Annotated in this window: 21 protein-coding genes; 13 read left to right on the forward strand and 8 right to left on the reverse strand. The window is 39.2% G+C overall.

Going from position 1 to position 26,192, the window contains the following annotated elements; genetic code table 11:
* From B2X72_RS19680 to B2X72_RS19690, 3 genes are all read right to left on the reverse strand, one after another.
* The coding region (locus B2X72_RS19680; protein ID WP_286851190.1) for a hypothetical protein at positions 1-1,962 on the reverse strand (1,962 nt) is incomplete at its 3' end.
* A 180-nt stretch (positions 1,963-2,142) separates the two neighbouring features.
* Positions 2,143-3,414, reverse strand: a complete 1,272-nt coding sequence (locus B2X72_RS19685; protein ID WP_145328304.1) for a carboxypeptidase-like regulatory domain-containing protein — start codon at positions 3,412-3,414, stop codon at positions 2,143-2,145.
* Complete coding sequence (locus B2X72_RS19690) at positions 3,401-3,979, reverse strand: RNA polymerase sigma factor (protein WP_075994067.1); 579 nt, start codon at positions 3,977-3,979, stop codon at positions 3,401-3,403. Before B2X72_RS19690 ends, B2X72_RS19685 begins: the two co-directional genes overlap by 14 nt.
* Before the next feature lie 81 nt (positions 3,980-4,060).
* Here B2X72_RS19690 and B2X72_RS19695 point away from each other — a divergent pair, with 81 nt between their 5' ends.
* On the forward strand, positions 4,061-5,923 hold the full coding sequence (locus tag B2X72_RS19695) for a vWA domain-containing protein (RefSeq protein ID WP_286851191.1): 1,863 nt from the start codon (positions 4,061-4,063) through the stop codon (positions 5,921-5,923).
* Positions 5,924-6,154: 231 nt separating this feature from the next.
* Positions 6,155-6,565 (forward strand): hypothetical protein, encoded by a 411-nt coding sequence (locus B2X72_RS19700; RefSeq protein WP_075994065.1) that lies wholly within the window; start codon positions 6,155-6,157, stop codon positions 6,563-6,565.
* Between the two features lie 343 nt (positions 6,566-6,908).
* Here the strand turns inward: B2X72_RS19700 and B2X72_RS19705 are convergent, their stop codons facing one another.
* On the reverse strand, positions 6,909-7,571 hold the full coding sequence (locus B2X72_RS19705; protein ID WP_286851192.1) for a DUF6266 family protein: 663 nt from the start codon (positions 7,569-7,571) through the stop codon (positions 6,909-6,911).
* Between the two features lie 471 nt (positions 7,572-8,042).
* Between B2X72_RS19705 and B2X72_RS19710 the strand changes: the two genes are divergently transcribed.
* Positions 8,043-9,098, forward strand: coding sequence for a fatty acid desaturase (locus B2X72_RS19710; RefSeq protein ID WP_286851194.1), 1,056 nt, complete (start codon positions 8,043-8,045; stop codon positions 9,096-9,098).
* Between the two features lie 8 nt (positions 9,099-9,106).
* On the opposite strand, the gene B2X72_RS19715 is transcribed toward B2X72_RS19710, so the two are convergent.
* Both B2X72_RS19715 and B2X72_RS19720 read right to left on the reverse strand, forming a co-directional pair.
* A complete protein-coding gene (locus B2X72_RS19715; RefSeq protein WP_075994063.1) occupies positions 9,107-9,580 on the reverse strand; it encodes a helix-turn-helix domain-containing protein in 474 nt (157 codons plus the stop codon).
* Between the two features lie 477 nt (positions 9,581-10,057).
* Positions 10,058-10,240: a hypothetical protein gene (locus B2X72_RS19720; protein ID WP_088162842.1), complete on the reverse strand. Its 183-nt coding sequence runs from the start codon at positions 10,238-10,240 to the stop codon at positions 10,058-10,060.
* Positions 10,241-10,504: 264 nt separating this feature from the next.
* On the opposite strand from B2X72_RS19720, the gene B2X72_RS19725 reads away from it, so the two are divergent.
* Together B2X72_RS19725 and B2X72_RS19730 are read left to right on the forward strand one after the other, a co-directional pair.
* Entirely contained in the window at positions 10,505-11,392 is an 888-nt protein-coding gene (locus tag B2X72_RS19725) for a sugar phosphate isomerase/epimerase family protein (protein WP_088162841.1), read from the forward strand.
* 117 nt (positions 11,393-11,509) lie between these two features.
* Positions 11,510-12,328 (forward strand): universal stress protein, encoded by an 819-nt coding sequence (locus tag B2X72_RS19730; RefSeq protein ID WP_088162840.1) that lies wholly within the window; start codon positions 11,510-11,512, stop codon positions 12,326-12,328.
* A gap of 61 nt (positions 12,329-12,389) precedes the next feature.
* On the opposite strand, the gene B2X72_RS19735 is transcribed toward B2X72_RS19730, so the two are convergent.
* A complete protein-coding gene (locus B2X72_RS19735; RefSeq protein ID WP_157626209.1) occupies positions 12,390-12,833 on the reverse strand; it encodes a hypothetical protein in 444 nt (147 codons plus the stop codon).
* Positions 12,834-12,914: 81 nt separating this feature from the next.
* Positions 12,915-13,418, reverse strand: coding sequence for a GNAT family N-acetyltransferase (locus B2X72_RS19740; protein ID WP_088162839.1), 504 nt, complete (start codon positions 13,416-13,418; stop codon positions 12,915-12,917).
* A 553-nt stretch (positions 13,419-13,971) separates the two neighbouring features.
* Between B2X72_RS19740 and B2X72_RS19745 the strand changes: the two genes are divergently transcribed.
* From B2X72_RS19745 to B2X72_RS19780, 8 genes are all read left to right on the forward strand, one after another.
* Positions 13,972-15,165, forward strand: a complete 1,194-nt coding sequence (locus B2X72_RS19745; RefSeq protein ID WP_286851195.1) for a DUF5009 domain-containing protein — start codon at positions 13,972-13,974, stop codon at positions 15,163-15,165.
* A gap of 86 nt (positions 15,166-15,251) precedes the next feature.
* Positions 15,252-16,283: a glycoside hydrolase family 18 protein gene (locus B2X72_RS19750; protein WP_286851197.1), complete on the forward strand. Its 1,032-nt coding sequence runs from the start codon at positions 15,252-15,254 to the stop codon at positions 16,281-16,283.
* Between the two features lie 411 nt (positions 16,284-16,694).
* Positions 16,695-17,279, forward strand: coding sequence for an RNA polymerase sigma factor (locus tag B2X72_RS19755; protein ID WP_070565822.1), 585 nt, complete (start codon positions 16,695-16,697; stop codon positions 17,277-17,279).
* Positions 17,280-17,342: 63 nt separating this feature from the next.
* The gene (locus B2X72_RS19760; protein ID WP_070565824.1) at positions 17,343-18,446 is read left to right on the forward strand and encodes a FecR family protein; all 1,104 of its coding nucleotides are present in this window, start codon (positions 17,343-17,345) and stop codon (positions 18,444-18,446) included.
* Positions 18,447-18,648: 202 nt separating this feature from the next.
* Entirely contained in the window at positions 18,649-21,993 is a 3,345-nt protein-coding gene (locus B2X72_RS19765; RefSeq protein WP_070565826.1) for a TonB-dependent receptor, read from the forward strand.
* Between the two features lie 10 nt (positions 21,994-22,003).
* Entirely contained in the window at positions 22,004-23,497 is a 1,494-nt protein-coding gene (locus B2X72_RS19770; RefSeq protein ID WP_070565828.1) for a RagB/SusD family nutrient uptake outer membrane protein, read from the forward strand.
* A gap of 11 nt (positions 23,498-23,508) precedes the next feature.
* Positions 23,509-24,570: a DUF6528 family protein gene (locus B2X72_RS19775; RefSeq protein ID WP_286851199.1), complete on the forward strand. Its 1,062-nt coding sequence runs from the start codon at positions 23,509-23,511 to the stop codon at positions 24,568-24,570.
* 5 nt (positions 24,571-24,575) lie between these two features.
* Positions 24,576-26,192 (forward strand): beta-N-acetylhexosaminidase (locus B2X72_RS19780; RefSeq protein ID WP_286851201.1); only part of this gene is annotated, 1,617 nt, incomplete at its 3' end.

Here is a 26,192-nt window from a genome sequence, read left to right on the forward strand (position 1 = left end):
TTTGAGTACAACATCTAATTTTTCTGCCTGGATGATTCGGCTGAAAAACTCTTTTAAATCAAAATACTCTTCCGGCATAAACAGGGGTTTGTTTAATTGTGTTGCAGATTCTATTATCAGAACGTCCGGTGTTGTATTATTGATTTTGAAAATATACCGGGCCGCACGTTCAGGAAGAGCCATACTGATATTTTTTAATTTTCCTTCCGTTGGATATGTATAGCCTTTTGGTAGTTTGATTTCAATGTAGCACTCTTCTTGGACTAAAGAACCAAAGTCGATTGGGTAATTCCGCTCCGTTAGGTTGAAGGGGTTCTTGGACATTTTGGTGTCAATATAAGGATTGAATAGAAGTTGGTCATTTTGTAGGGTTGCAAAATTCTTAATCTCAATTTCAAACTCCTCCGTTAGTGGTTTGTCAAGAGATTCCCGATTCGATACTTTAAAACTGTTGATTTTGATGCGATTGTTTTCTTCATCTATTTTTTCATAGAATTCTTCTTCAGAATTACTTCCTTGAAGGCGCTCACGCATTTTGGAAGCGCCATAACCGTTACGTGAGGTAATCCATTTTCCTTTTAATGCACCATCTTCCGACAGTTCACCATAGAAGAAATTACTATAACTAGATGAAAGATTTGCCTCGAGTTTTACCCAGTCAGATTCGCCTTCGAGGGGAATTGATCTTCCCTGAAAATTGACACATTTCATCGGGATATTTCCAAACATCTCATAGGGAGAGGTTGCATCCAGCAGGTAGTAGTTTTCACCTATTTTTACCCGGGCAATAACGTGATTGAACTCTGATATCGCTGGTGCATAGAGTCCTGCATAGCCATTCTCACGTGTCGATAAAATAACAGGGATGGCATCTAGCTTCGCATAACGTAGGGCATTGACCAGTCCAAGGTTAATATCGGCGCTATTGCCTGTTCTTTTTTCGATGGCTTCTTTGATATTTTTTGCGTAGATTGAATGGCGGTTATTCCATTTTATTTGTTTCTGAAAATAGGTATACAGCCGTACCGCTTTTTCCAGATCATCTTTTGAATCCTGCAAGACGGGTTCTATGAATTCCTTCAGTGCCGTTTTTCGCTTTACTTGTCCACCAAAACTTTCGTCCTGTACGAGTTTATCCCTGACATTTTCCCACGTGAGCGAGAAGTCTTTTGTCGGTCCCATTGGAATGCTATACCGACCGAGTTCGAAGAAAATGATTGACCTAAAATTTTTAGAAGAGGTCATGTAATCTTCGGTGTGGAAAGCCGGGATATTTTCCATCATGTAGGTAGTTTTACTACCTAGGACTTCGCCAACTTCAGAATTCAGCCCCGTGTTGTAATTTTCTACCTTCCTGTCGCTGACAGCAAGTCCACCTTTTAAATTGGCTTTATAATGGCAGATCTCGGGAATACGCGTGACGTATTGGCTATAAAGTTTCGGGAGATCTTCCTGAAATTCCCAAGCATTTAGGTTAAAGATAAATGGAGATTCTGTACGGTAGCGGTATTCGATAATTGTACCTTCCTGAACTTGTGGTATAGCCGCTTTCGTTACCGCATAGTTTTCTGAGGCGTTTTCGTTAAAAATATTCGCTTTGGTCATCTCTGTTTCCACGACCTTATCACCGACGAGGTGATAGGATGCTCCCTTGATGTCCATAAGGACTTCGCGTTCGTTCCCACTTTTATATAAAGGGATGCTGAAATTGGCGTAACTATAGGCTTCTTTATTTAAAATTTTAATACGAACATGTTTGAAAAATTCAACGACTAAACCTTTATTCTTGTTGTAACTTACTTCGGCTGATCCATATTCACGTAAGACAAAGGCATTTGCTGCTGTATCTATTTTGTCAACAGTAATGGCAAAATCTTCCTTTTTTATTTTACCGAACGAAAAATCTTGTGCTTGTAGGGATATACCACTAAGCAAGAGGAGGCCAGTGAAAAAACTTTTCATAAAAAATGACTGTATGGTTAAGAATTATAACACTAAAGTATGAAATAATTTTACATCCAAACCCTTATAAATAAAATTGATTGAAAAGATAAATGGATCGATAAATTTCGACTGCTTATTTGTCCAGATAGCGAGATAAACTTGTGTTGTAGTCTGATGAGATGCGTAAAGATAGCGTATTTACAAGGTGAATTCGAAGCTTAACGTGACATAGCGGTAGTCTTCGCCTCTCCATTTTGGTCCCGAAAGTAGGATTTCTTTGGCTTTGGCATCGAGGTAATCATTTGCACTTTGGAGAACGCTGATATTTGTTGGGAATCCATCTTTATCGATATAGAAGCTTAAACGGACAGTGCCCTCATAACGGCTTTTAGCTGTTTTTTTCTTGATGTAATTGTTGAACGATCTCCAGCCCCAGATCGGTTCGGCACTTTTTGATTTGCGTGAAGACATCGTTGTGACGACGACTTCATCAAGTGTGGCGCCGGAAGGTTGCAGTTTGATCGTTGTATTTTTGCTGCGACGCATATTCAATGCAACCGAGTTGTAGCCCAGCGCCATGATGTCGACGAGTGAATCCATTGTACTGGGTTGGATGGTCGCTTGTCCCTGTGCGTCGGTATTCGTAGCAAACTTGCTATTGGGTTGAATGATTGTCACTCCCGAAATAGGTAAGCCCGTCTCTTTGTCCCGAATCGTAAGTTGTAGCGGTGTACCTTGTTGTTGTGGGATCGAAATACCTGGAGCCCTGCCTGCAAGTGCATTGTTTAAACTTGAGGTTCCTCGAATCATAATCGTTTGGGAAGCATCTTTTTTCTTTGCCATTGGCGCATAACCGATAACAATTGTACTGTCTGTAGGTCTTAATCCAAATACAGGGCGATCATTATTGAGACCTTCCTTCATTTCTTCCAGTGATTTTACACGTAGGGAGGGTTCCTGGGATAAAACGGTCACCTCTTCCAGTGGGTGCTGTTCATGAAGCCGCGGTCTGTTATTATCTGCTAATTGTGGCGAATGATCTTGAGATCCTATTTTTGATGCAATATCATCTGAAGGAATGATAGAATCTGCTGCTGTAACCTTTGTTTTGGGTTTTTCCTGTGTAACACTTACTTCAGCGGTACGCCTCGCTTCGGATGAATTTTTGTCCTGTTGACGGTAAAGAAGAAGACCAACCCCCAACACGATCACTGCTGCTGCAGCGATGCTAAGTCTCTTCCAATCAAAGACCTTTATTTTAGCGGAATTGTCTTTTTCAATACGTTGCGCAATTTGGTTGTTGATTGTTGTAATTACGGTTTTATTCTGATCCATTTCAATACCTATAAGAATATCCGCCAACATGGGGTCACGTTGCGCCTCCCGTTCAAGCGCATACATCTCCGTAGGAGATAGTTCGCCGTTGACGTATTTCTTTAAGTATGCTATGTCGTAATTACTGTTGCTCATTCCAAGCCTCCATGCAATTTTTTAAATTCCGTTTTCCATTCTGAATATAGCTTTTTACTTCGTTCAAGCTATAACCGGTAGATTCACTAATCTCTTTGTAACATTTTTCCTCCAAAAAGAAGAGTCTAACCGACTGTTGCTGTTTGTCTGGTAATTTTCCCAGACAGCCTTCCATGGCTGTTAGCTGTTCTTCTTTTTCATCATATTGTTCATACTGATGCATGTCTCCCGGAAATTTCACAAATTCATCCAAAGAAATTTGAGTTTTGTTCTTTTGAGACCTCAAATACATCAGACAATGGTTCTTGCTTAATACATAAAGCCACCTTGGGAAGTCCTTGATTTCTTGTTTGTTGACTTTGTGTATTAATTCTTCAAAGATATTCATGACAGCATCTTTACTCAATTCGGAATCTTGGAGATACCGTAAGCAAACATAGTATACCATCTCCGTATGTCGTTGGTATAGATCACCCAATACCTGGAGCTCCTTAGACTCCTGGTAGTGCAGCAAGAGCTCGTGGTCTTGTGCTGTATCTATTTTTGACGACTTGAATGCGAACATTTTATTGGTTAAAAATATTTTTTTTTTCTGGTTTATGGAAATTTAATATTTGAGGCATCCCTTGGCAAAAATGTAAAAGATATGAGAGCAATACTTTTTGTAATAGGCTTGTTGCTATCCTTAGGCGGATATGCCAAGCAAGGATATGAGGTTAGGGGGAAGGTTGTCGATGCGAATACAGGAATGGCAATTGTGGGGGTACAGGTGAACAATGCTGCAACCAAAGCACATGTGCAGACCGATGACAAGGGAAACTATCGTATTCAAGTCCTTGATGGTAAAAACATCTTGATTTTTAGTTATATCGGATATCTTGAGCAGCGGATAGCGGTCAACCATCGGTCAAAGGTTGATGTGGCGTTGGTGCAGCAAAATAATGCGCTGGATGAGGTTGTGGTGACCGGATATGAGCACAAGGCGAAGCGTCAGACGGCATCGGTGATGAATGTTAATGCAGCTTTGTCTGGGCAAGTATCGGGTTTGTATATTAGAGGAACGGCGTATGTGCCTAATCAGAACCAAGAATCTTATCAAAAGTTGAAGGAAAATAGCTTTATCAATCCACGTAAAGAGCCTTTATCGACCTTTGCAGCCGATGTTGATGCTGCTTCCTATAGTAATGTGCGTCGATTTATCAATTCGGGAACTCTGCCTGAAAAAGACGCAGTACGGGTTGAAGAGATGATCAATTACTTTCAGTATCAAGTGGCTGGACCTAAAAATGGTGAACCTGTAAATATCGTCACCGAATTGACGAAGGCACCCTGGAATACAACGCATCAGCTTATGCGCGTCACGTTAAAGGCGAAAGATATTCCGACGGAGAATCTTAAAGCTTCCAATTTGGTGTTTTTGATCGATGTGTCGGGATCAATGATGGGACCGGGGCGTCTACCTTTGGTGAAAGCTTCGCTGAAAATGTTGGTCGATCAGCTTCGCGCTGTGGACCATGTAGCCATTGTGACCTATGCTGGATCGGCAGGGGTAAAACTGGAGAGTACGCCCGGTGATGAAAAGATGAAAATAAAATCGGCTATTGAGGAGCTGGAAGCCGGTGGAAGTACTGCTGGTGCTGCAGGAATTAAGAAGGCCTATGAAATTGCGAAGCAACAATTTATCAAAGGAGGAAACAACCGGATCATTTTGGCTAGTGACGGCGATTTCAATGTTGGGGAGAGTAGTGACGAATCGATGGAAGAATTAATTTCCAAAGAAAGTAAATCGGGGGTTTTCCTCACAGTATTGGGGTATGGCATGGGAAATCTGAAGGACAGTAAGATGGAAATCCTTGCCGACAAAGGGCATGGGAATTATGCCTATATAGACAATATTTCTGAAGCACGAAAAGCGATGGTAACCGAATTTGGGGGAACTTTGTTTACCGTTGCTAAAGATGTCAAGATTCAGGTCGAATTTAATCCCAGTTATGTGCAGGCATACCGTTTAGTGGGATACGAAAATCGCTTGTTGGAGGCTGAGGATTTTAATAATGATCAAAAGATAGGTGGTGATATGGGGGTAGGACATGTGGTGACAGCCTTATATGAAATTGTACCTGTCGGTGTAGCGTCGGGGGGGATCGGAACGGTAGATCCCTTAAAGTATCAGCAGCAAGCGGATCAGGCAGCTGGACGGAGAAATGCTGAACTGGCAACAGTTAAATTTCGGTATAAGGAGCCTGAAGGGGAGAAAAGCAAGTTGCAGCAAAAGGTGGTCGGAACTTTTGTGACGGAATTGAACAGTGTGAGTGAAGATTTACGATTCGTAACCGCGGTAGCGGAACTAGGTCTATTACTTCGTGATTCTGATTTTAAGCAAAAGGCCAATTTTGATCAGCTCATAGCGCGAGCAAAAGCTTCTAAAGGCAAAGATGAGGAAGGTTATCGCGCTGAATTTATCCGTATTGCGGAAAATGCCCGGGATTTATCGAGATCGAAAGAATAAATAAAAATGACTAAATAAGGATTTTCAGTAGCAGCAATCGAAATGCTGCTGCTGGAAATAGTTTAGTTTGTGGAACAATAGCCAAAAAAGTAAATAAAATCTATATTTTTAGATCATCAATAAAAGGAACGTATTTTGCTTCTGCTGATTGTCGTTACGTGATATTTGGTAAGTAAGTACAATCCGAGCGATACGTTGTTGCGGTGTATGGAAATAAAAAATGCTAGATAAATGAAGAATTTTTTCTTGTGCTTTCTTTTGGCTATTGGTATTACAGTACCATCGGTAGCCCAAAATGCGAGCTTGAATAAACAACAGACCATGGCTTATATTAATAAGCTATATAAGGTTGCTTACCATTATAAGGATACAAAAATTGATACGGTGACGGTAGACGGGAAGGTGTTAACAGTCTTTCTTTCCAGTGGCCAGCATTTTCGAAGTGATATTGCCAAATCAGATGTACTTGTCATCGCAAGAGTAAAATCAGGTTATCAAATTCGATTTAAGTCCTCGCCAAGTACGGATGAAATTTTATGGGCAATCCAAACGGAAGAAGATGCCAAACGTCTGAAAAATGCGTTGGAGCATCTGATTAAAATCGTAAAAACCGAAAAAAAGACAGATCCTTTTGGCAGTTAAGTCATATAGACGGGCTGATACGATAGGTAATAGAATGTTCGGCAAGGTATGAGCTTGCCGAACTGAATAGAGAAAGTAGTAGGGCTTGCACATGGATATGTGTTGAGGATTGCTGAGGGGGTAACCAAATGCCTACTAGATATAAAGACGATTGGCTTCATGGCCGAAATTGATGTGGCTGTTGAAACCATCGATTGTAAATCACATCGTTTATACTAATTTAAGGTGTTTACATGAATTCAGGGTTAAAATGTTGTTATCTTATTGTAATTAAGTGTGTTGTGTACTTGTTTTCGAGTGACCTTATTTCTCCTTTTGATGAATTTATTTCCCAGGAGCACCTTCATCCTCTTTCCAAGCTTATATTTCCGAGATAGCTGCTATTCATGCTTCGATTAGTCCCGTCAGCTGCAATAAAACCTAGATATAGATGATATGTATCACTTTGGGTTAGGTTCGGTATTTGAATAGATTCTTGTAAATCCATAATGTAATTATTAAGTAAAACACCTTGTGAAGCGTTTATTGGATTCTCAGGAATGAGAAGTACCAAGGTTCGGAAATCTGTCAGATCGTCATGCAATAGTTTTTCGGAGTTTTTAAGTTCCCAAGTGATATGGATAGTTTCGTTCAACAATTGAAATGTTGCCCCTGTAATCTCTTCGTCCAACCCTCGGCTTAGGGCAATCTTTTCATAATCGATATGAAAACCTTCATCGTCTTTTTGCATGGCATGGTGAAGGTTGTAGGACATTGCAGCATTATAAGCTGTCATATTCTTGGTGTAGGTTGAAAAGCCGAGCCGTATGACTTTCGTGTAAGGGCTTAAGAATTGTTGCATAAGTCCAAATTTGTTTCGGTTGTTTACTTCCTTTTCAGAAAGTGCTCTTTTTTTATTCACTCTCGGAAGAGATCTAACATAATTGATCTCTTTCCACTTACAAAAAACTACTGGTCCCACTTTGCCTGAGGGAGGACCGTTTACACCCTGTGTTACATTTGCCATAATATCAAATTAAATGTGTAGGGCTACTAACACAGAACGAATAGATAAGTTTAGTTTAATACATGGAATAATTGTAAATAACATGTTACATGATAGGGGACTAATAGGCAGTTAAGACGGCTTTATCCGAATGAGGTCCCTATAAGGTCCCTATAAAGTCCCTATCAAATCCCTTTTAGAGAATTATTTTTTTGAGATGAGATCGCTTGTTGCTTACTTAATGGTTTGCACAAAAAAAGCAGATCCGAGGAGTGATCTGCTTTGACTGATATATATTAGAAGTTGGCTGCTGCGTTAACCTAGTAGTACGGTAAATAGTGGGATCACATATTTTGGGGCCCGTTCGTTTTGTTACAGCTTTTGGAAATATTTTTAGAGCTTATTATGGTTATTGGTAGGTAGGGGCATTCTACCTAACATGTTAGATGTCTGCGAAAAAATCCTTATTTTTACCGATAAAATCACATCGAATTGACACATCAGGAAAAGTCGAGCCAGATTAGGAGGGAAATAAATCTTTCCTATCAACAGCTTAAAGGAATGTACCCCATCTTAAAAAGTCAGAACAGTATCGGAATGGCCATATTTGCACTAGCGATCCTGGCGATTGTTGTTGTATCGATAGCTTGGTCTCGCGCTCTTGTTCCGGCTTGGCTTATGATTGTCAGTAATGCCTTTTTTATGGGTGTTTTACATGAAATAGAACATGATCTGATTCATTGGCTTTATTTTAAAAGACAAAAAGTGGTTCATCATTTTATGCTTTTTAGTGTATGGATATTACGCCCACTGACTGTCAATCCCTGGATACGCAGGACCTTGCATCATCATCATCATAAATTTTCGGGTACATTACATGATGTTGAGGAACGCAGTGTGACGAATGGCGAGCAGTGGTCGATCAAACGTTTGGTAACAACGGCCGATGTTGTATTGGGCGGGCTCTTTCGGCTGCATCGTATGTTTAATGATATGGACAAAGAGGTGAAAAATGGGAATCTAAAATTGGAGACTTCTTCAAAACTAAAACGGATTATGTTTTTAAGCATTGTTCCAGTGACTATTTTTGCACATGTGATCTTATATTTCTTCTTTGCAGACCTATTATTTGATTGGTTAAGAGTGGTTTTTGGAGTGAATTTGAGTTTTACACACTATGTTGATAACATGTTGATAAGTTTGCGTTGGATCATTTATGTTATTCTATTACCAAACTTATTACGCCAATTTTGTTTACATTTTATTACGTCAAACATGCATTATTTTGGCGATGTCGAAGCTGGAAATGTTATTGAGCAAACGCAGGTATTGACAGTTTGGTGGACTTTTCCGATGCAATTGTTTTGTTTCTTTTTTGGCTGGACACATAGCATCCATCATTTTGTTGTCAATGAAACATTTTACGTACGTCATATGGGTCGTAAGAAAGCACAAGAAATCTTACGGAAGTATGGGGTTCGTTTTAATGATTTGGGAACATTTAGAAGGGCAAACCGTTTTCGTGAACTTTCCAACAAAAAAGTTTAATAATTTTTTTACCTTTTTTTACGATAGGTTTTATAGTTACCGTGCTGCTGATAGACAAGAGTTCCTTCTTCACAATAGTTTGATAGGTAAACAGAGAATTTATTGCTTTGGCTCTTGTCAATACCCAATTGGACCAATACCTCCGAAACACGTCGTGCTGAGTAGAAAAAATCCGAATGATAGACGAGGTCATCCAGTTTTTTGCTTAGCGTGATTCTTTCCTGTGCATCGGGAGGTAGGGAGTAAGGAGAATTAAAGACAATATCATGCTGAAAAAATATCGTTGGTTGAATTTCCAGGCTACGACATAGGGTTAAAAAATTTGTGAGCGTTAAGTCTTTTCCCTTTTCTATGCCATTGAGTGTTCCTGTTGAAATGCCCGTTAGATGGGATAGATCCCGCAATGAATAATATAGATCATTTCGTTTCGCGCGAAAGCGTAAACCAATTGTTTCCAGTAATGCTTTGTCTTCATCCGTCATACAACGAATTGAATGACAATTTGCGCAAAATATAGTTTATTATTTTATTTAAAAATTTGTGTTTGTTGTTTTTTGTTTTATATTTGTTTTAACAGATATTTTTAATCTGGAATAAGGTATGTTTCGTGAAAGTCTATATTGGTTTAAATATCGGATAGGAATAAATCTTTCTCTCGATTAGTAAATAGACTCTACGTCACCGTCCTGTGTAAAATAACCAAAATGATCATTCATCATATAAACATGGGCAAATGAAAAACAAAATAATTTAAGAGCATAGTGTCATTTGGCCTGGCTTCGGTTTCCAAGAATCCGTCAAGTTCCACCGGAGCTAAGGTAAATGGCATAGCACGTCAGCACGATGGCCAGTTCTATGGTCAGTTTCTACCAGATCGTGTATGGCGAAACAAGTCGGCTTGCCCAGCTTCGGTTTCCAAGAATCCGTCAAGTTCCGCCGGAGCTGTGGTGAGTTGCATATTATCGTCCACTCATAAAATAATAAATCAGATAAAATACGATCAATACACAGACTGCGATGATAAGTGTACGTTTTAAATTTCGTCCAGCGGGTTCATCATCTTTTTCCTCAATGGCAACCTCAGGTAATTTCTCCTCCTGTTTTTGGTCGTTATGCTCGGGGATGTCATATTTATTTTCCATGATTCAATTTGTTTGTTATCATAAGTAGAACAGCGGTGGACTGTAAATCGTTGAGTTAGGCCAATTTTTAATTCATATAAAAGACCTGTTTTGTGGCACTGAGCGCGCGATGTGAATAAATAAAACGGTAAAGCATTGTGTTTTTTCGAGTATTTGCATACATTGCGGCTATATTTAACGCGATAAACCTAAACAACCTGTAAACGCTGCGTTTACAAATAATTTTGCGTTGAACGAAGTCTATAATAAATAATTGAGCACTAAATGAAAAGAAGAACTCTTATCGGAACATTGGTAGCTGGATGTATGATGTTGGCTGTTAATCCAACATTTGCACAACAGAAAGCTGCAAAAAAGGAAATTGGTCTACAGTTATATTCTGTACGTGAAGAAATCGGGAAAAACCCGAATTTCGACCAGATTCTACAAAAGATCTCAGCATTGGGTTATACAGGAGTAGAAGCCGCTGGATACAAGGATGGTAAATTATATAACCTGAGCCCACAAGAGTTTAAGGCAAAAGTAGAAAAAGCTGGAATGAAAGTAATTTCATCACACGCAACGAAGACTTTATCAGAAAAGGAGCTTGCCTCTGGAGATTTTACGGAATCGCTAAAATGGTGGGACGAATGTATTGCTACACATAAGGCAGCGGGAATGAAATATATTGTTACGCCGTGGATGGATGTGCCTAAAACACTTAAGGATCTGGAAACGCAATGTCGCTACCTTGATGCTGTGGGTGCGAAATGCCGTCAGCAAGGAATCGTATACGGATACCACAACCACTCGCATGAGTTTAGAAAAGTGGAAGATAAAGTGATGTACGATTATATGATAGAGCATACAAATCCTGAGCATGTATTTTTTGAGATGGATGTGTATTGGGCCGTAATGGGACAAGTTAGTCCTGTTGATTATTTCAATAAATATGCCGGCAGATTCAAGGCTTTGCACATTAAGGATCATCGTGAGATTGGTCAAAGTGGTATGGTCGGTTTTGATGCAATTTTTAACAATTCAAAAGTTGCTGGCCTGCAATATATTTTTGTTGAGCTGGAAGAAACACGTAACGATATTTACACCGGTTTACAACAAAGCATTGATTATCTAAAAAAAGCTTCTTTTGTAAAGGCTAGCTACTTAAAATAGCCCGAAATCGGGAGAAAATTGACCCAGTTGAGACAATTCTCCGTTTGATAGATTTATTATTTTTCGTTAACTTGAATGTAATAAAAAGGGATTTTTTATTGAATTAAATTAGACCATATGAAACGGATTATTGTTGCCACAGACTATGCTGAAGAGGCCGAACATGCCTTAAAGTTTATTATGGAAGTTTTCGCAGGAAAAGAATACGAGCTCGTTTTATTTTCTCTTCAAAATCCTTCCATCCATGCGATGAACGCTCGACTTTCTCCCGATTCTATGTTCAAGATTTTTGAACATCAAAGTAAGGTTTTACGACGTAAAGCCGAGGCTATTACTGCCGAAAGTGGTGTTTTGACTATTCCTTATCTGGCAGCAGGCTTGTTTTATGATCAGATTACCAAGTGCATCCATGAGACGAATGCCGATTTGTTGGTGATGGGAATGGCCAAACGTTCCTTTGACCAAGATATGCTTGGCAATACGACCACGGCAGCCATTAGTAAGTTAAAAATACCAATCCTTTCAGTTCCGCTTGGCGCAAAATTTACGGGTTTGGAGCATATTCTTTTTGCCTGTGATATTGTTCGTGGTGTGCAAAAGGAAATTCTTGAAAAAGTAAAGGATTTTGCAGCTGAATTTGATGCGGTATTAGAGGTTCTCAACATTCGTAAGACAGTGGAGCAGCTAAATGAGGAAAAAGGAAAAGAAACACGGGAAACCATCAACGACGTGATGGGAATCGTAAGTTATTACTACAAAAATGTAACGTCCAATGAGGTCGTAAAAGCTATCCGGGACGAGGTAAAAGAAAGCAGTACGGATCTGTTGGTTATGATCCCCTATAGGTACGGTTTTTGGAGCTCATTGACCCATCGAAGTAAGACGCGTATGATGGCCTCGGGGCTGGATGTTCCTTTGCTGACAATCTCGATCTAATTCTTTTTAACTATAAAAGCCCAGGTGAGCTGAGATCAACTGGGCTTTATCTTGATTGTACTTATTGAAATAGCGGGAGTATCTTATCCCAAATTTGCTGGTAGGCTTTATTGTTCCGGACGATTCCCTTATCTTCATCATAATAATTAGGTGCGTCAAAACTCCCGCCTTTACGCCTTTGTATTGAAAATATATTTAGAACTATTTTTGATCTTTTAGCTTGTAAAGGGCTGATCAGGAAGTTGAAAATTAATTTTTCTCCTTCTTTATTGCTTAGGAGATTATTGTTTTCAAGATATGTACTGGTTTGAATAAATCCCGAAGGCCGATCGAGCTGTACAATAAAATAACCACCATCCTGAAGCACTTGTATTATCTTGCTGTATGCCGAATCACTTGCGATCGGGATAGTTTTAGTACGGTCTGGATTTTGTGCCAACAGGGGGCTGGAAAAAATAAATACATAAGCAATCAACATCAAGGAGAATTGGATTAAATGTTTCATATTACCGAATTATAGATCTTATCAAGTTAATACTTTAATTTAACAATTTTATTTTTGGCGACAGCTTAGGTAGTCATGCTATTATTTAATTCGTATACCTAATATTTTTAGACTACGTTCTTCCTGATCTAAGGTTGCTATATTGGGTAGGTTAGCCCATTCCGTGAAACCCATTTTTTCAAATAATGCAATGCTTGGAAGATTGTGTGCAAAGATAAATCCCAATAAGGTATGTACGCCTAAATCTGGAGCTTTATCAATGCAGTACTGGAGAATCTGTTTACCCAGGCCTCGACCACGCTGCTGTTCATCCAAATAGATACTGATTTCTACTGTTGCGTCATAAGCTGGACGACCATAGAAAGATTGAAAACTTACCCAACCAAGTATCTGGTTATTTTCATCTTCTATCAGCCACAGAGGTCTTTTCGAAGCGTTATGTTCGTCAAACCATTTTTGTCTACTGGTAACAGATACCGGGGCAGTGTCTGCAGTAACCATGCGGGAGGCTATTGTAGAGTTGTATATTTCTACTATGCGTGGTAAATCATGTTGTGCTGCGTCGCGAAATTTTAATTGATTCATGGTTTGTACTGTTTAATTGTTGTTTGGACGACTCTGATATGCTGCCCGAAGATAGCTTGTGTTGCGAATAGCAAGCAGATAAAAAGAATGAATTTCATGGCGATCGGCTATGTATTAAATCTGTTTTTGTCAAACTTAGATAAATTGCTTTTTATATGCAATACAATTACCCTTCATAAAGGTAACAATTCATACATGTGAGACATTTCTTGTTGTGCTTCTGGCTGGTTTATATCGATCACAGGGGTAAATTACACGATTTCTGTGTTTTATGAGTAAAATTTACACTAATTTGAACAAATATTTCACTATATAGTGTTATTTTTTTCTCATCTTAGATCATTCAACGAAGAGACATCAGCGTTATTGATGATAGATCTTAGCGAAATAGCTTGTCTTTTCGTTTAGTTATACAGGAACTTTTCTAAGCAGGAATTTTTCACCGAGTTCCGGTCGCCATAAAATCACTAAAAAATTAGCTAAGAAGGATCTAGGGAAGAGATTGGCTAGCAGCTATGCTGTTAGCTACTTTTTTGAATACAACGAATCAATTATGAACGCATTGCAAGCTGTACCTAAAATCCGAATCCGTTCAATGGATGTTATGCGTGGTTTCACGCTGTTCTTGATGCTATTTGTCAATGACTTGTTTATTCCAGGTGTACCTAAATGGCTGGTTCATTCGGAAGCAGAAGAGGACGGAATGGGATTGGCGGATTGGGTATTTCCGGGATTTCTTTTTATGGTTGGAATGGCAGTGCCTTATGCTGTTGCGGCCAGGGAAAAGATGGGTTCATCGACAAAGGTCATTTTTGTTCATATTCTGTTCAGAACATTGAGTTTATTGCTTATTGGTGTATTGATATTGAATGGTTCGCGAGTTGATCCACAGCTGACGGGGATGTCACATTTGTTGTGGTTGGCACTGCTATATGTATTCGTTTTTCTGATTTGGAATCATTATCCGAAGGACATGCAATATCAGTCCATTTATAAGGGGCTGCGTGCAGTTGGTATCATGGGGATCATTTATCTCCTGTATATTTTCAAAGCGTCGGATGGAAAAGGCTTGGAAGTAGGGTGGTGGGGGATTTTAGGGCTGATTGGATGGGGATATTTTGCCGCGGCTTCTATTTTCTTATTGAGCAGGGGAAAGATAATTGTGGTTGTATGTGGTTGGTTGCTGTTTTTGGTACTCAATATGCTGAGCCAAATGGGATTTAAAGTTGAATTCCCTGGTGCCGGAAGATATTTACATGTTCTTCTAGCTGGCAATATACCCTGTATTGTGCTGTCCGGAACAACCATAGGGATGCTTATGAAACGTTATGCGGCAAATCCGCGGATATTGTTGCGTTTTTTGCTGATTATTGGTTTGATTTGGCTAGTTGCAGGTTTTGTATTGCGTTTTTGGTTTATTTTATCCAAAATCCATGGTACGCCGAGCTGGGCATTGGTTTGTTGCGGGATTAGCGTATTGCTTTTGATACCACTTTATTATTTCATTGATGTGAAAGGCTACCATCGCGGGATAAGATTGTTTGAGGAGGCCGGAAAGAACTCATTAACGACCTATCTTGCTCCTGATCTGATCTACTTTGTCTGTTGGGGTTTTCATCTTCCACTGTTCTTTTATAAGCAATCGGATTATATGAGCTTAGCTATTGCCGGTTCATTGTTTTGGGCTTTAGCCATGTTGTGGTATGCAATCTTGCTAAAGAAGCTACATATTTATCTGAAACTTTAGTTAGCGAGTAAGCATCAAATGTGAATGCTTTACGGATTATATTTTAGGACGATCAATATCATCTAGAAACAAAATAAGAAGCTATTATGGAATGTAAATTGAAATCAATATTTAGTCAGACCTTCACTGTTCTGTTATTGACTTTATTGTTGTATCCTAGTGTAAGTTGTGCACGAGCGAAAAACAAAAAAGTTGTTATCGCCTATGTCACTTCCTGGTCTAAAGTGATGCCTGATCCGACTTATCTGACGCATATCAATTATGCTTTTGCACATGTCAGCGACAGCTTTGACGGCCTACGTATAGATAATGAATCCAGATTGAAGGCTATTACGGATCTTAAGAAAACACATCCACATCTCAAGGTATTGCTGTCCGTTGGCGGCTGGGGAAGCGGTCGGTTTAGCGAAATGGCTGCTAATGAATCTAATCGGCAAAAGTTTGCCAAAGACTGCTGGCGTGTGATGAGGGCGTTTAATCTTGATGGTATTGATATCGACTGGGAATATCCAACGAATTCTTCTGCAGGGATCTCGTCTTCTTTAGCGGATACGGAGAATTTCACCTTGCTCATGCACGATATCCGCAAGGCTATTGGTAAGAAGAAACTGTTGACTTTGGCTTCTGTTGCGAACGGTAAGTATATTGCTTTTGACAAGATTAAGAATGATGTGGATTTTGTGAATATTATGACTTATGATTCGGGTCATCCGCCTTATCATCACGCGAGTTTGCACCGTTCACCTTTATCTGGACATACAACTTGTGTGGAGGCCGTTAAGGCTCATATCGAAGGCGGTATGCCTGTTGAAAAATTGGTGCTGGGAATTCCATTCTATGGTCGAGGTAATAAAACTGAAGTCAAGGGTTTTATCGATTATAAAGATCTGCTTTCACTTCAGGGCTTTGAGCAGAAATGGGACGATGAGGCTAAAGCGCATTATCTTGTCAACGATAAAGGGGATTTTGTACTGACTTATGAAACGCCAGAATCGATTGCACTTAAATGCGATTATGTACACACGACAGGACTACTCGGTGCGATGTACTGGGAATATGCGGGAGATACAGCAGGAGGTGTCTTACGGGATGCCGTCTACAAAGGTATTCTAGAATAAACAAAAAAGCCTAACTCACGTTAGGCTTTTTTGTTTGTGGAGGTCACGAGAGTTCAATAGAACTTTTAGTGCCTTTATTACAGTTCATTAAGAAGATAAAAACAGGCGAATAGAATGATATGGGATTACCCTATGTGGTTCTATTTGCCTGTTTTCGTTTATCTAAATTTTAATGTAATGAAAAATGTAATTTTGTTTTTTGTAATCAAGATGAATATAAATTTCTGTTTATGAATCAGTCAAGTATCTATAGTCAAAAGTTCCTTGTCTCGTCCGATAATAGGTTTACATTTTGAAACTTTAGAAAAGTTATATAAATTCGAATAAAATGTACTGGATTTCCCTTAGTTAATGATTGCTTAATGAAAGAAGAATATTTAGTACATATAAGCTATCTAATTTAGCACACCAATGAAAGCCGGACTTTATAATTCTTCTAGTGACGAAGAACTTATTTCCCTTTTAAAGGAAAGGGATTATTACGCATTTTCCGAAATTTATGCCCGTTATTGGAATAGACTTTATATTCAGGCTTACAAAGTGCTGAAAAGCAGCGATGAATCCTGCGATGTAGTACAGGATGTTTTTACCAATATTTGGGTAAAAGCAAAATCATTGGAAATAAAAAATGTTGACGCTTATCTTTTTTCCGCGGTCCGCTATAAATCCATAAAAGTTATTACAAGTTCCAACAAAAAGGAGGTATTTGTGTCGGAATTAGCCAAGCTCGGTGAGGGAGTAACTAACGATAACGCGGAAGAACAATTATTATTTAAGGAAGCCCATATTTCACTTGAGTATGAGATCTCACAGCTTCCACCAAAAATGCAGCATGTTTACCGCAAAGGGAAAATCGAGGGACTCAGCTATAAGCAGATTGCAGAGGAAATGGGTATTTCTGAAAACTCTGTTAAAACAACAATGTTTAGGGCAATGGAGCAGTTGAGGAAGAAATTGACACCCTATATGGGGCTACTTTTATTTTTTTTAAAATAATTTCAGATCACATGTATACCTTTTTGGTTTTGAAGCCTCATTATAATAAAGCTCATAAACCAAATGGATCAAAAGGAACTTGACAAACTCTTACAAAAATATATCAATGGACTCTGTTCCATTGAAGAAAAGAAACTTGTTGAAGATTTATATCAGCGATATCTTGACCAGGAATATGATGAACCTGACCTGACTGGTGTCAAGGAAAGGATATTTTCCCAATTGCCCAATAATGAAACTCAGGTTAAACCACTTGTTCTTTCCTGGCTTTGGAAGGCTGCTTCAATAATCGCCATAATTGGTGTGGGATTATATTTCTATTTGCACAGTCCATCTGCTGATCCGAATAATCTTAGGGTTATTGTACCTGGTGGAAATAGTGCGCTGATCCAACTGGCAAATGGAAAATCAGTGGACCTCAACAAAATTAGGATTGGTGATTCTGTTGTATCATCGGATATGGTCATTGTTAGATCAGAGGACGGTACGGTACAGTATAAGGCTATTGAATCTAAAAATAGCGCTGCTGAAAAATGGAATACTGCAATAGCGCCTAGAGGTGGTCAGTATTGTCTAGTTCTGGCCGATGGATCAAAAGTATGGTTAAACTCAGACTCCAGGCTTAAATTTCCAAATATGTTTCCAGAAGGTGAACGTAGCGTAGAAATTGTTGGAGAAGCATATTTTGAAATTGCTCCAAATAAACAGAAACCTTTTTATGTAAAGTCCAAAGGCCAACTTATTAAAGTGGTAGGTACCCATTTCAATGTCTCCGCCTATCCGGAAGATAAAAATACCTATACCACATTGCTCGAAGGAAAAATTATTCTCAAACCTGAATCTGCTGAATCAGTAGTCATGGCCCCTGGTGAGCAGGCTGTATTTTCAGGAAGTTCCATCCTAGTCAACCAGGTTGAAGCGGTGGACTATGCAAGCTGGAAGGATGGATTTATCCGATTCAATGATGAAAACATTAAGGATGTAATGGCTAAACTCGAAAGATGGTATAGTATTGAAGAAGTGAATTACATTGGTGACGTCAGTAATGAGGTATTTACGGGGAAATTCAACCGTAAGAAAAATATAGACCAAATATTAAAAAGCCTGGAAAAAACTGGAGGAGTCCATTTCAAAGTGGAAGGAAGGAGGGTAATAGTTATGCCTTAATTCCTTCTTTTTAAACTTAGGGCTTATCGGCAGCAACCGAAAGCCCTAAGTTTTAGTTGCTGGTCAATCGAATTATTTTATTAACCGAAGTGATGAGTTCGAAATCATGTTCACTTCAATAACAACGTAAAATCAAATGTACAAAAATTATTTTTTTAATAAAGTACAGTGGAGGTGCTGTGTCTTTAAATTTCTGCTAACTATGAAATTAACAGCCTTGTTTCTTGTTTTGGCCACAGTACATATCAGTGCAAAAAGCTTTGGGCAAAAGGTTACGCTCAAAGAGAAAAATACAACACTGGAGAAGATCTTCAATAAAATAAGTGCTCAAACCGGATATGATTTCTTATATACCAAAAAGTCCATTGGAAAAAGTGACAGAGCATCTATTGAAGTTGAAAATGTCGATTTATCGCAGGCGCTTACACAGTTGCTGAAAGAGAAATCATTAAAGTTCAGTATTGAAGATCAGATCATCGTCGTTACTAAGTCAAGCTCAGCAAGTCAGGCAGGATCGACTGGAGGTGAAAATTTGGTGCAGACTAATGATATTAATGGGAAGATATCCGACAGAAAGGGAGCTCCTGTCGCTGGCGCAACAGTTCGGTTAAAAAGAACCGGGCAAAGTATCGCAAGTAATGAACATGGGATTTTTCTGCTCAAAGGAGCCAGGATTGGAGATGAGCTTATCGTTTCTTATACGGGATACGAAACAGTTACAATGCCGATCACAAGTTATGAGAGTCTTACCATTATTCTTAACGAGACGATTCAGGAACTGGATGAAGTTGTCCTTGTGGGATATGGCGCCGTAAAAAGAAAGGATTTAACGGGAGCCGTCTCGACTATTTCAGGTAAAATATTTGCCAATATGCCCGTAATGCGGGTTGATCAGATGATGCAGGGGCGAGCATCAGGTGTGGACGTTAAGTCAAGTAATGGAGCGCCGGGTGCTGGAACTTCAATCCGCATCCGAGGAGCTCGGTCTATCAGTGCCACAAATGAGCCTTTATATGTTGTGGATGGCCTGATCGACGCTACAAATTTAAATACGCTCAACCCTGAAGATATAGAATCCATAGACATTCTGAAAGATGCTTCAGCGACAGCGATCTATGGCTCAAGGGCGGCAAATGGTGTGGTATTGATCACGACGAAACAGGGGAAAGCAAATCAGGATAATACCAATGTCAGCACGATAACCGGTATCCAGCAACTTCCAAAAAGATTAAAACTGATGAATGCACGTCAGTTTACCCAATTTATTAACGAGTCAAGACTGGATCAAAATCGTGCTGTGGTATATCCAAACATAGATTCTGTGATAAATATAGTTGGTGAAAAAGGTACAGATTGGACCGACGAAACGATGCGGACAGGTATCTATCAGAGCTATAACGCGTCAACAAGCGGTGGTTCAGAAAAATTTACCTATTTTATTTCGGGGAATATGATCGACCAGAAAGGGATCGTCAAAGGTACTGATATGGCCAAATTTCAGGGACGTATCAATATGAATAAACGGTTTTCAGACCAAATCCGGATGGGCTTAAATCTCAATGCATCGAGATATAAGATTAATTCGGGGAATGTGAATTATGGTGCTAATGCCGGTTGGCCAAGTTCGATGATTACTTTGCCCCCCACAATGCCTGTACGGAAACCTGATGGTAGCTTTGAGTCTTATAATCCGATATGGTACTCGGGCGGCGATGTGGATACACCACCAGTAGTAGCGGAGCTTACAGAGAATGCTAATACTGTAAATGACCTCCAGGCTAATTTATTTATCGAAGCTGAACTGATCAAAGGCTTGAAACTTAAATCTGCTTTTGGAACATCCTTGTCAAATAATAAAAATGTTTATTTCGTTCCTTCGTTTATGCCGTCTAAGATTGCGACAAAAAACACAACGGCTAATGCTTCATCTGGGATGGGTACTTCGACATATTGGCTGAACGAAAATACGCTGAATTATGATCGAAACTGGGATCTTCATCATCTAAATCTTTTAGGCGGTTTTACCATGGAAAATCGCCAGAATAGTACAATGGGTATTTCAGTGACGGGACTGACAGATGACATTATGAAGTATAACAATTTCGCATCTGCAGATCAGGTAAACAGAACTGTTTCTTCTAATGCAGAAAAGAATTCAAGAGTGTCCTACCTCGGTCGTATAAACTATGATTTTGATAGTAAGTATTATCTTACAATGAGTGGCCGTTATGATGGTGCATCCAATTTTGCAATGAACAATAAATGGGGATTCTTTCCGTCGTTTGGCGTAAAATGGCGCGTTTCCAATGAATCTTTCTTTAAGGAATCAGAGGTCAAAAAAACAATTTCCGACATGGGTTTTAGGTTCAGTTATGGTAAATCCGGAAATCAGGGGATAGGAAATTATCAGTCTCTTGCTACGCTGGCTCCAAATTCCAAAGGCTATATCTTTGGAGAGAATCCGGTTTTGGGATATACGCAATCCTCGATGGATAATCCGAATCTCACTTGGGAGACATCCTCACAGATCGATCTTGGTTTTGATATGAGTTTATGGAACGGAAGGTTGACTATTGATGTCAATTATTATAAGACCAATACGAAAGATCTTCTATTAAATGTACAGATACCCCAGCAAACCGGATTCAGCTCACGATTGGTAAATTTGGGTAAAACTGTTTCTCAAGGGTTTGAACTGATGGTTTCTGGCGACATGATTGCACATAAAGATTTCAATTGGAAATCTACATTGACGCTATCAACAAATAGTCAGGAAATCAAAGATATTGGCCCACTTGTCATGGTATCTATTGATAATAATGGCTATGGTGCCAATACGAATTATTTAAAAGTAGGTGTCCCAATTGGAGCCAATTTTGGAGCTATTTATGGCGGAGTATGGCACAATCAACAAGAGATTGACGAAGAACTTGCCCGCACAGCAGGAAGCCGGAAATTAGTTTCACCTTCTGGTTTCTATAAACCCGGTAAGCCACGATATGTAGATCAGAATGGAGATGGTCTACTGAATATCGACGATTATATGTATCTGGGCACTCCAAATCCTAAGCTCTATGGTGGATTTGGAAATACATTTACCTACAAAAATTTATCACTTGACCTTTTTCTACAATACAACCAAGGAAATACCATGTACAATGCCATTGAATTTTTTATGGGTAGCGGAGCCGAATTTACAAATCAGTTTGCTTATATGGCCGACCGATGGACACCCTCAAATACCGGTTCGGATATACCAATGGTTAATTCAAGAGATAATGTACCAAGTTCACGTTTTCTTCATGATGCATCTTTTATTCGCTTAAAGAGCCTTCAACTAAGTTATAACCTCAAGAGCCTTTTTCCAAAAACCTTCAAATCCGCATCGGTGTATGTAACTGGAACAAACCTTTTGTTGTTGACAAAATATAATGGTTTCGATCCTGAAGTGAATGGTGGTGGAACAAGTTCTACGATTAGGGCGAAAGACGATGGTACATATCCTAATGCACGTACTTATGCATTGGGAATTAATGTTGGGTTTTAATGAATAAATTATGAAAAGGATATCAATAAATATATATAAAGCAATAGTATGTGTGAGTCTGCTGGGATTTTCATCTTGTACCAAAACGTTGGAAGAGGATCCTTATAGTAAAATTTCCCCGAATCAATTTTTTACTTCTGAGGCACAGTGTATTCAGGCCATCAATGGCGTATATTCCGGATTGAGCGAGTTATTTGGCCAGGAAGATCTGTGGAAGTCTATCGAGCAAGGAACAGATCTTTTACTCTATGTACCTACAAATGATTTTAATCAGGAATATACATTTACTGCTGCTTCACCCGGAAATGTAACTGGAATCTGGAGAAAATGTTTTGCTTCAATAGCCAATGCCAACATGGTTATTAACCGTGTCGGCAAATCAAACGTTACTGAAGCAACAAAGAATAGAGTATTAGGAGAGGCTCTTTATCTACGATCACTTTATTATTATATGCTTACCAATTCTTTTGGTAATGTTCCAATGTGGACTGAGGAATTGCCTGTAGATCAGGTAAGCGTATTACCCCGTACACCATTGGAAATCGTTCATGAACAATTAAAAAAGGATCTTCTGCAGGCAGCGAACTATTTGCCTGATACCTATCCAAGTTCCGAAGTGGGCAGGGCGACAAAAGGCGCGGCTATGGCTTTACTGGCAAAGATCTGTCTTTTTGATGGGAAATGGGCTGATGCGGCTAAATATGCTCAACAGGTTATTGATCTTGGCATTTATCAGCTTGTAGATTATGATAAGCTATTTGATCCAAATTTGAAATTCAGGAATAACAAGGAGTCTATTTTTGAAATACAATATCTTCGTGTTTCTTCTTCTAACTCCAATATTGTCACAAACTATTACTATACATGGTTTATGCCAACAAAAGATGCCAATAATAAAACCTATGCAGGTGTTGATTTCGGCTCGAATGTATTTCGTGGTTATGAGAACTATTATCCATCAAGCGTGTTGGTTGGTATGTTTGAGGATGGTGACAAACGAAAAGAAGTAACGCTGGCAAGTGGCTATAACGGCCAGACCTTTTCGCGTAATCTGAAACCGGGACGTCCTTGGTTCGGTGCCAAGTTTTGGGATTTTCAAGCTAATGATCGTAATAGCGGAAAGAATCTTTATTTTCAACGGTACTCTGATGTACTCCTTATTCTTGCCGAGGCTCAAAATGAACTTGGAAATGCTCCCGAAGCTTTGAATTGGATTAATAAGGTCCGTTTAGAACATGGAGGACTACAGAAACCATTGAGCAACCTGAGTAAGGACGAGATTCGCTTACAAATATTTAAAGAACGTGGAATCGAGTTTGTAGGAGAATTTCAACGCAAATGGGATCTTGTCCGCTGGAAGAAATTGGTTGAAGCTGTTAAATCTGCAGCAAACGACAACCCTCTAGGAGCAAAAAATGTAAAAGATTTTCACGGTATATTTCCGATACCGGAAGCTGAAATCACTAAAAATCCTAATCTCTTACCACAAAATCAAGGTTATTAATTTTTTATAACATGAAAAGAATATTATTTTTTATTGCAGCTGCATTTATGGTGTCCTGCAAAAATAGTAACAACCTATCTTTGACTTCTCAAGATAACTTAACTTCCGTTGAAAACGCTCAGTCCTATTCTGTTGCAGCAGGAGATGACTGGATCTGGACTGGCAATCAAGCTACCAACATGATTGAAATCTATGATCCCGCAGTTGCCGATTGGAATTTGACGACAGCTTTAAAATGGTCATGGAAACCGACACTTGTCAAAGGGTATTCCCAGTATGCAATTGACCATTGGGGACTTCCTACAGATTTTAAGGTACGCAAAGTTGACGCCTGGGGTGGCAACCATCTCGTTGCATCCTGTTCCAGTGGTTTGATCACTATTGCTTCTTATCCATCGGGAGTGAAAAAATGGGCGTATAATCTTGGGTATAATCCTCATGGCGTTGAACTACTTCCAAATGGAAATATTGCTGTTGCGGCAACGGATAGAGATTCTGTTTATTTATATGCTTCTTCAACAGGTACAGATAATCTGGCGCATGCGGCAGTGAAGCTTAATAAGGCACATGCTGTCGTTTATGATCCTTTAGAAAATATTCTTTGGGCCACTGGAAATGATTTTGTAATAGCAATGCAGGTAGGAGGTACCGATGCTGCACCAACTTTGACTGAACTACCTGCACGAAGGGGGTATCTAAATACAACAAGCAGTAAAAACCCATTTGGACATGATCTGGGAAGGGATCTTGCCGATGACAATGTGCTTTGGGTATCAACAAATGGAGGAGTGTACAATTTTAATAAAACCACTAAAATATTTACTGATGGTCCAGGGGATACAACTGGCATTAATAAAACTATGGTGAAGTCAATAAGTAGACAGCAATCAGGATTATTTGTTCTTACTAGACCGGATTCAGAGAAAACAACTGTACTTCCTGATCCTGTGACCAGCCCGGTATGGTGTACCCGATACGTTGATATCTATTCCAGTTCTGGCGTTTTCCAATACTATAGGACTAAATCTGGAGCCAAATTTTATCGAGCAAAAATATTCCGCACACCATATTGATCAAAATGAGAGAGTTTAATTTAATCATAATTATCTGTGTATTGATCAATATTTCAGTTTTCGCACAAATCTCAGTTGTTCCATACCCAAATAATGTGATAATCGGAAACGGAAAATTTGTCCTATCTTCTAATACTAAAATTAAAAGTATCGGAAATACAAGGGGTGCTTCTGAGTTGCTGGAAAAGTTGATACAAGGCCTTGAACAGGACAAAGGGGGAATACAGAATACCATCCTAGTTAAGGAAGGAAAAACTGGTCATTCTTCAGATGAATCGTATAAACTTGAGGTTGGCGAAAATCAAATAGAAATTGTAGGAGAAGAGAAGGGGCTTTTTTATGGGGTTCAGACACTTCTCCAGCTTATTCCAAATAAAAAAAGTGATCATGTTGCTATTCCTGCGGTGAAAATTCTGGATAGTCCCCAATTTAGTTATAGGGGATTGATGCTAGATGTATCGCGTCATTTCTTCACTGTCGATGAGATAAAATGGGTACTTGATCTAATGGCGAGGTACAAACTGAACGTATTTCATTGGCACCTGACTGACGATCAGGGCTGGCGAATTGAAATAAAGAGCCTTCCCAAACTGACCGAAATTGGAGCGAGAAGAGTTTCCAGAACCGGTCATTTCGGTACTGATATGCTTCCCCCACAACAGGACGAAAAAGCTGATGATATCGGATTTTATACGCATGAGCAGATCCGAGAGATCGTGGAATACGCTAGATTCAGAAATATAGTTATCCTTCCGGAGATTGATATGCCGGGACATGCAATGGCTGCTATTGCGTCTTATCCCTTTCTTTGTGTGACTGGAGATACCACGATAAAGGTAAATCCAGGAAGTAGCTTCGCCAGATGGTTTGGAAATGGTCAATATGAAATGTATACAGACAATTCGCTCGATCCTACAAAGGAAACTACTTATAATTTTATTGATCAGGTTTTGAGTGAAATTGCTGACCTGTTCCCATATGAATATATTCATATCGGTGGGGACGAATGTTTCAAAGGTTTTTGGGAGAAATCACCTCATGTTATAGCTTTTATGCAACGGAACAATATAAAGGATATGAAAGCTCTACAGGGTTATTTTATTTCTCGACTACATAAAATCGTGGAAAGCAAAAAAAAGAAGATGATCGGATGGGATGAAATACTTGAAGGGAATACCAATGGAGAATTTTCAGTGATGAACCGGTTTGATGAAAGGACACTTGATGAGCAACTTTCTAAAAAGCATCCGGTTATTTTAGCATCAAGTAAATATGGACTCTATTTTGACTATGCCCAGAGTAGTTCCAAACAAGAACCGATTAATCATGGTGGAAACTACCCGTGGTCAAGTTCCTACCAATACAATCCTTTGAATGATGAAACTACTATGAATAGAAAAGATCTGATCCGTGGGGTAGAAGGTTGTATCTGGACTGAACATATCTATCATATCAGTAAATTACAGTATATGATATTACCTCGAATTTTGGGACTTGCCGAAACTGGTTGGACATCGAGTTGTCAGAAGAATGTTGAGACTTTTAAAATAGAGCGTTTGCCATATCAGTTAGCATACTTTGATCGAAAAGGCTACAATTATTGTGCATATTCCGCACTATAC

It is taken from the genome of Sphingobacterium sp. UBA7253, from assembly GCF_002472745.1.
Classification (GTDB): domain Bacteria; phylum Bacteroidota; class Bacteroidia; order Sphingobacteriales; family Sphingobacteriaceae; genus Sphingobacterium; species Sphingobacterium siyangense.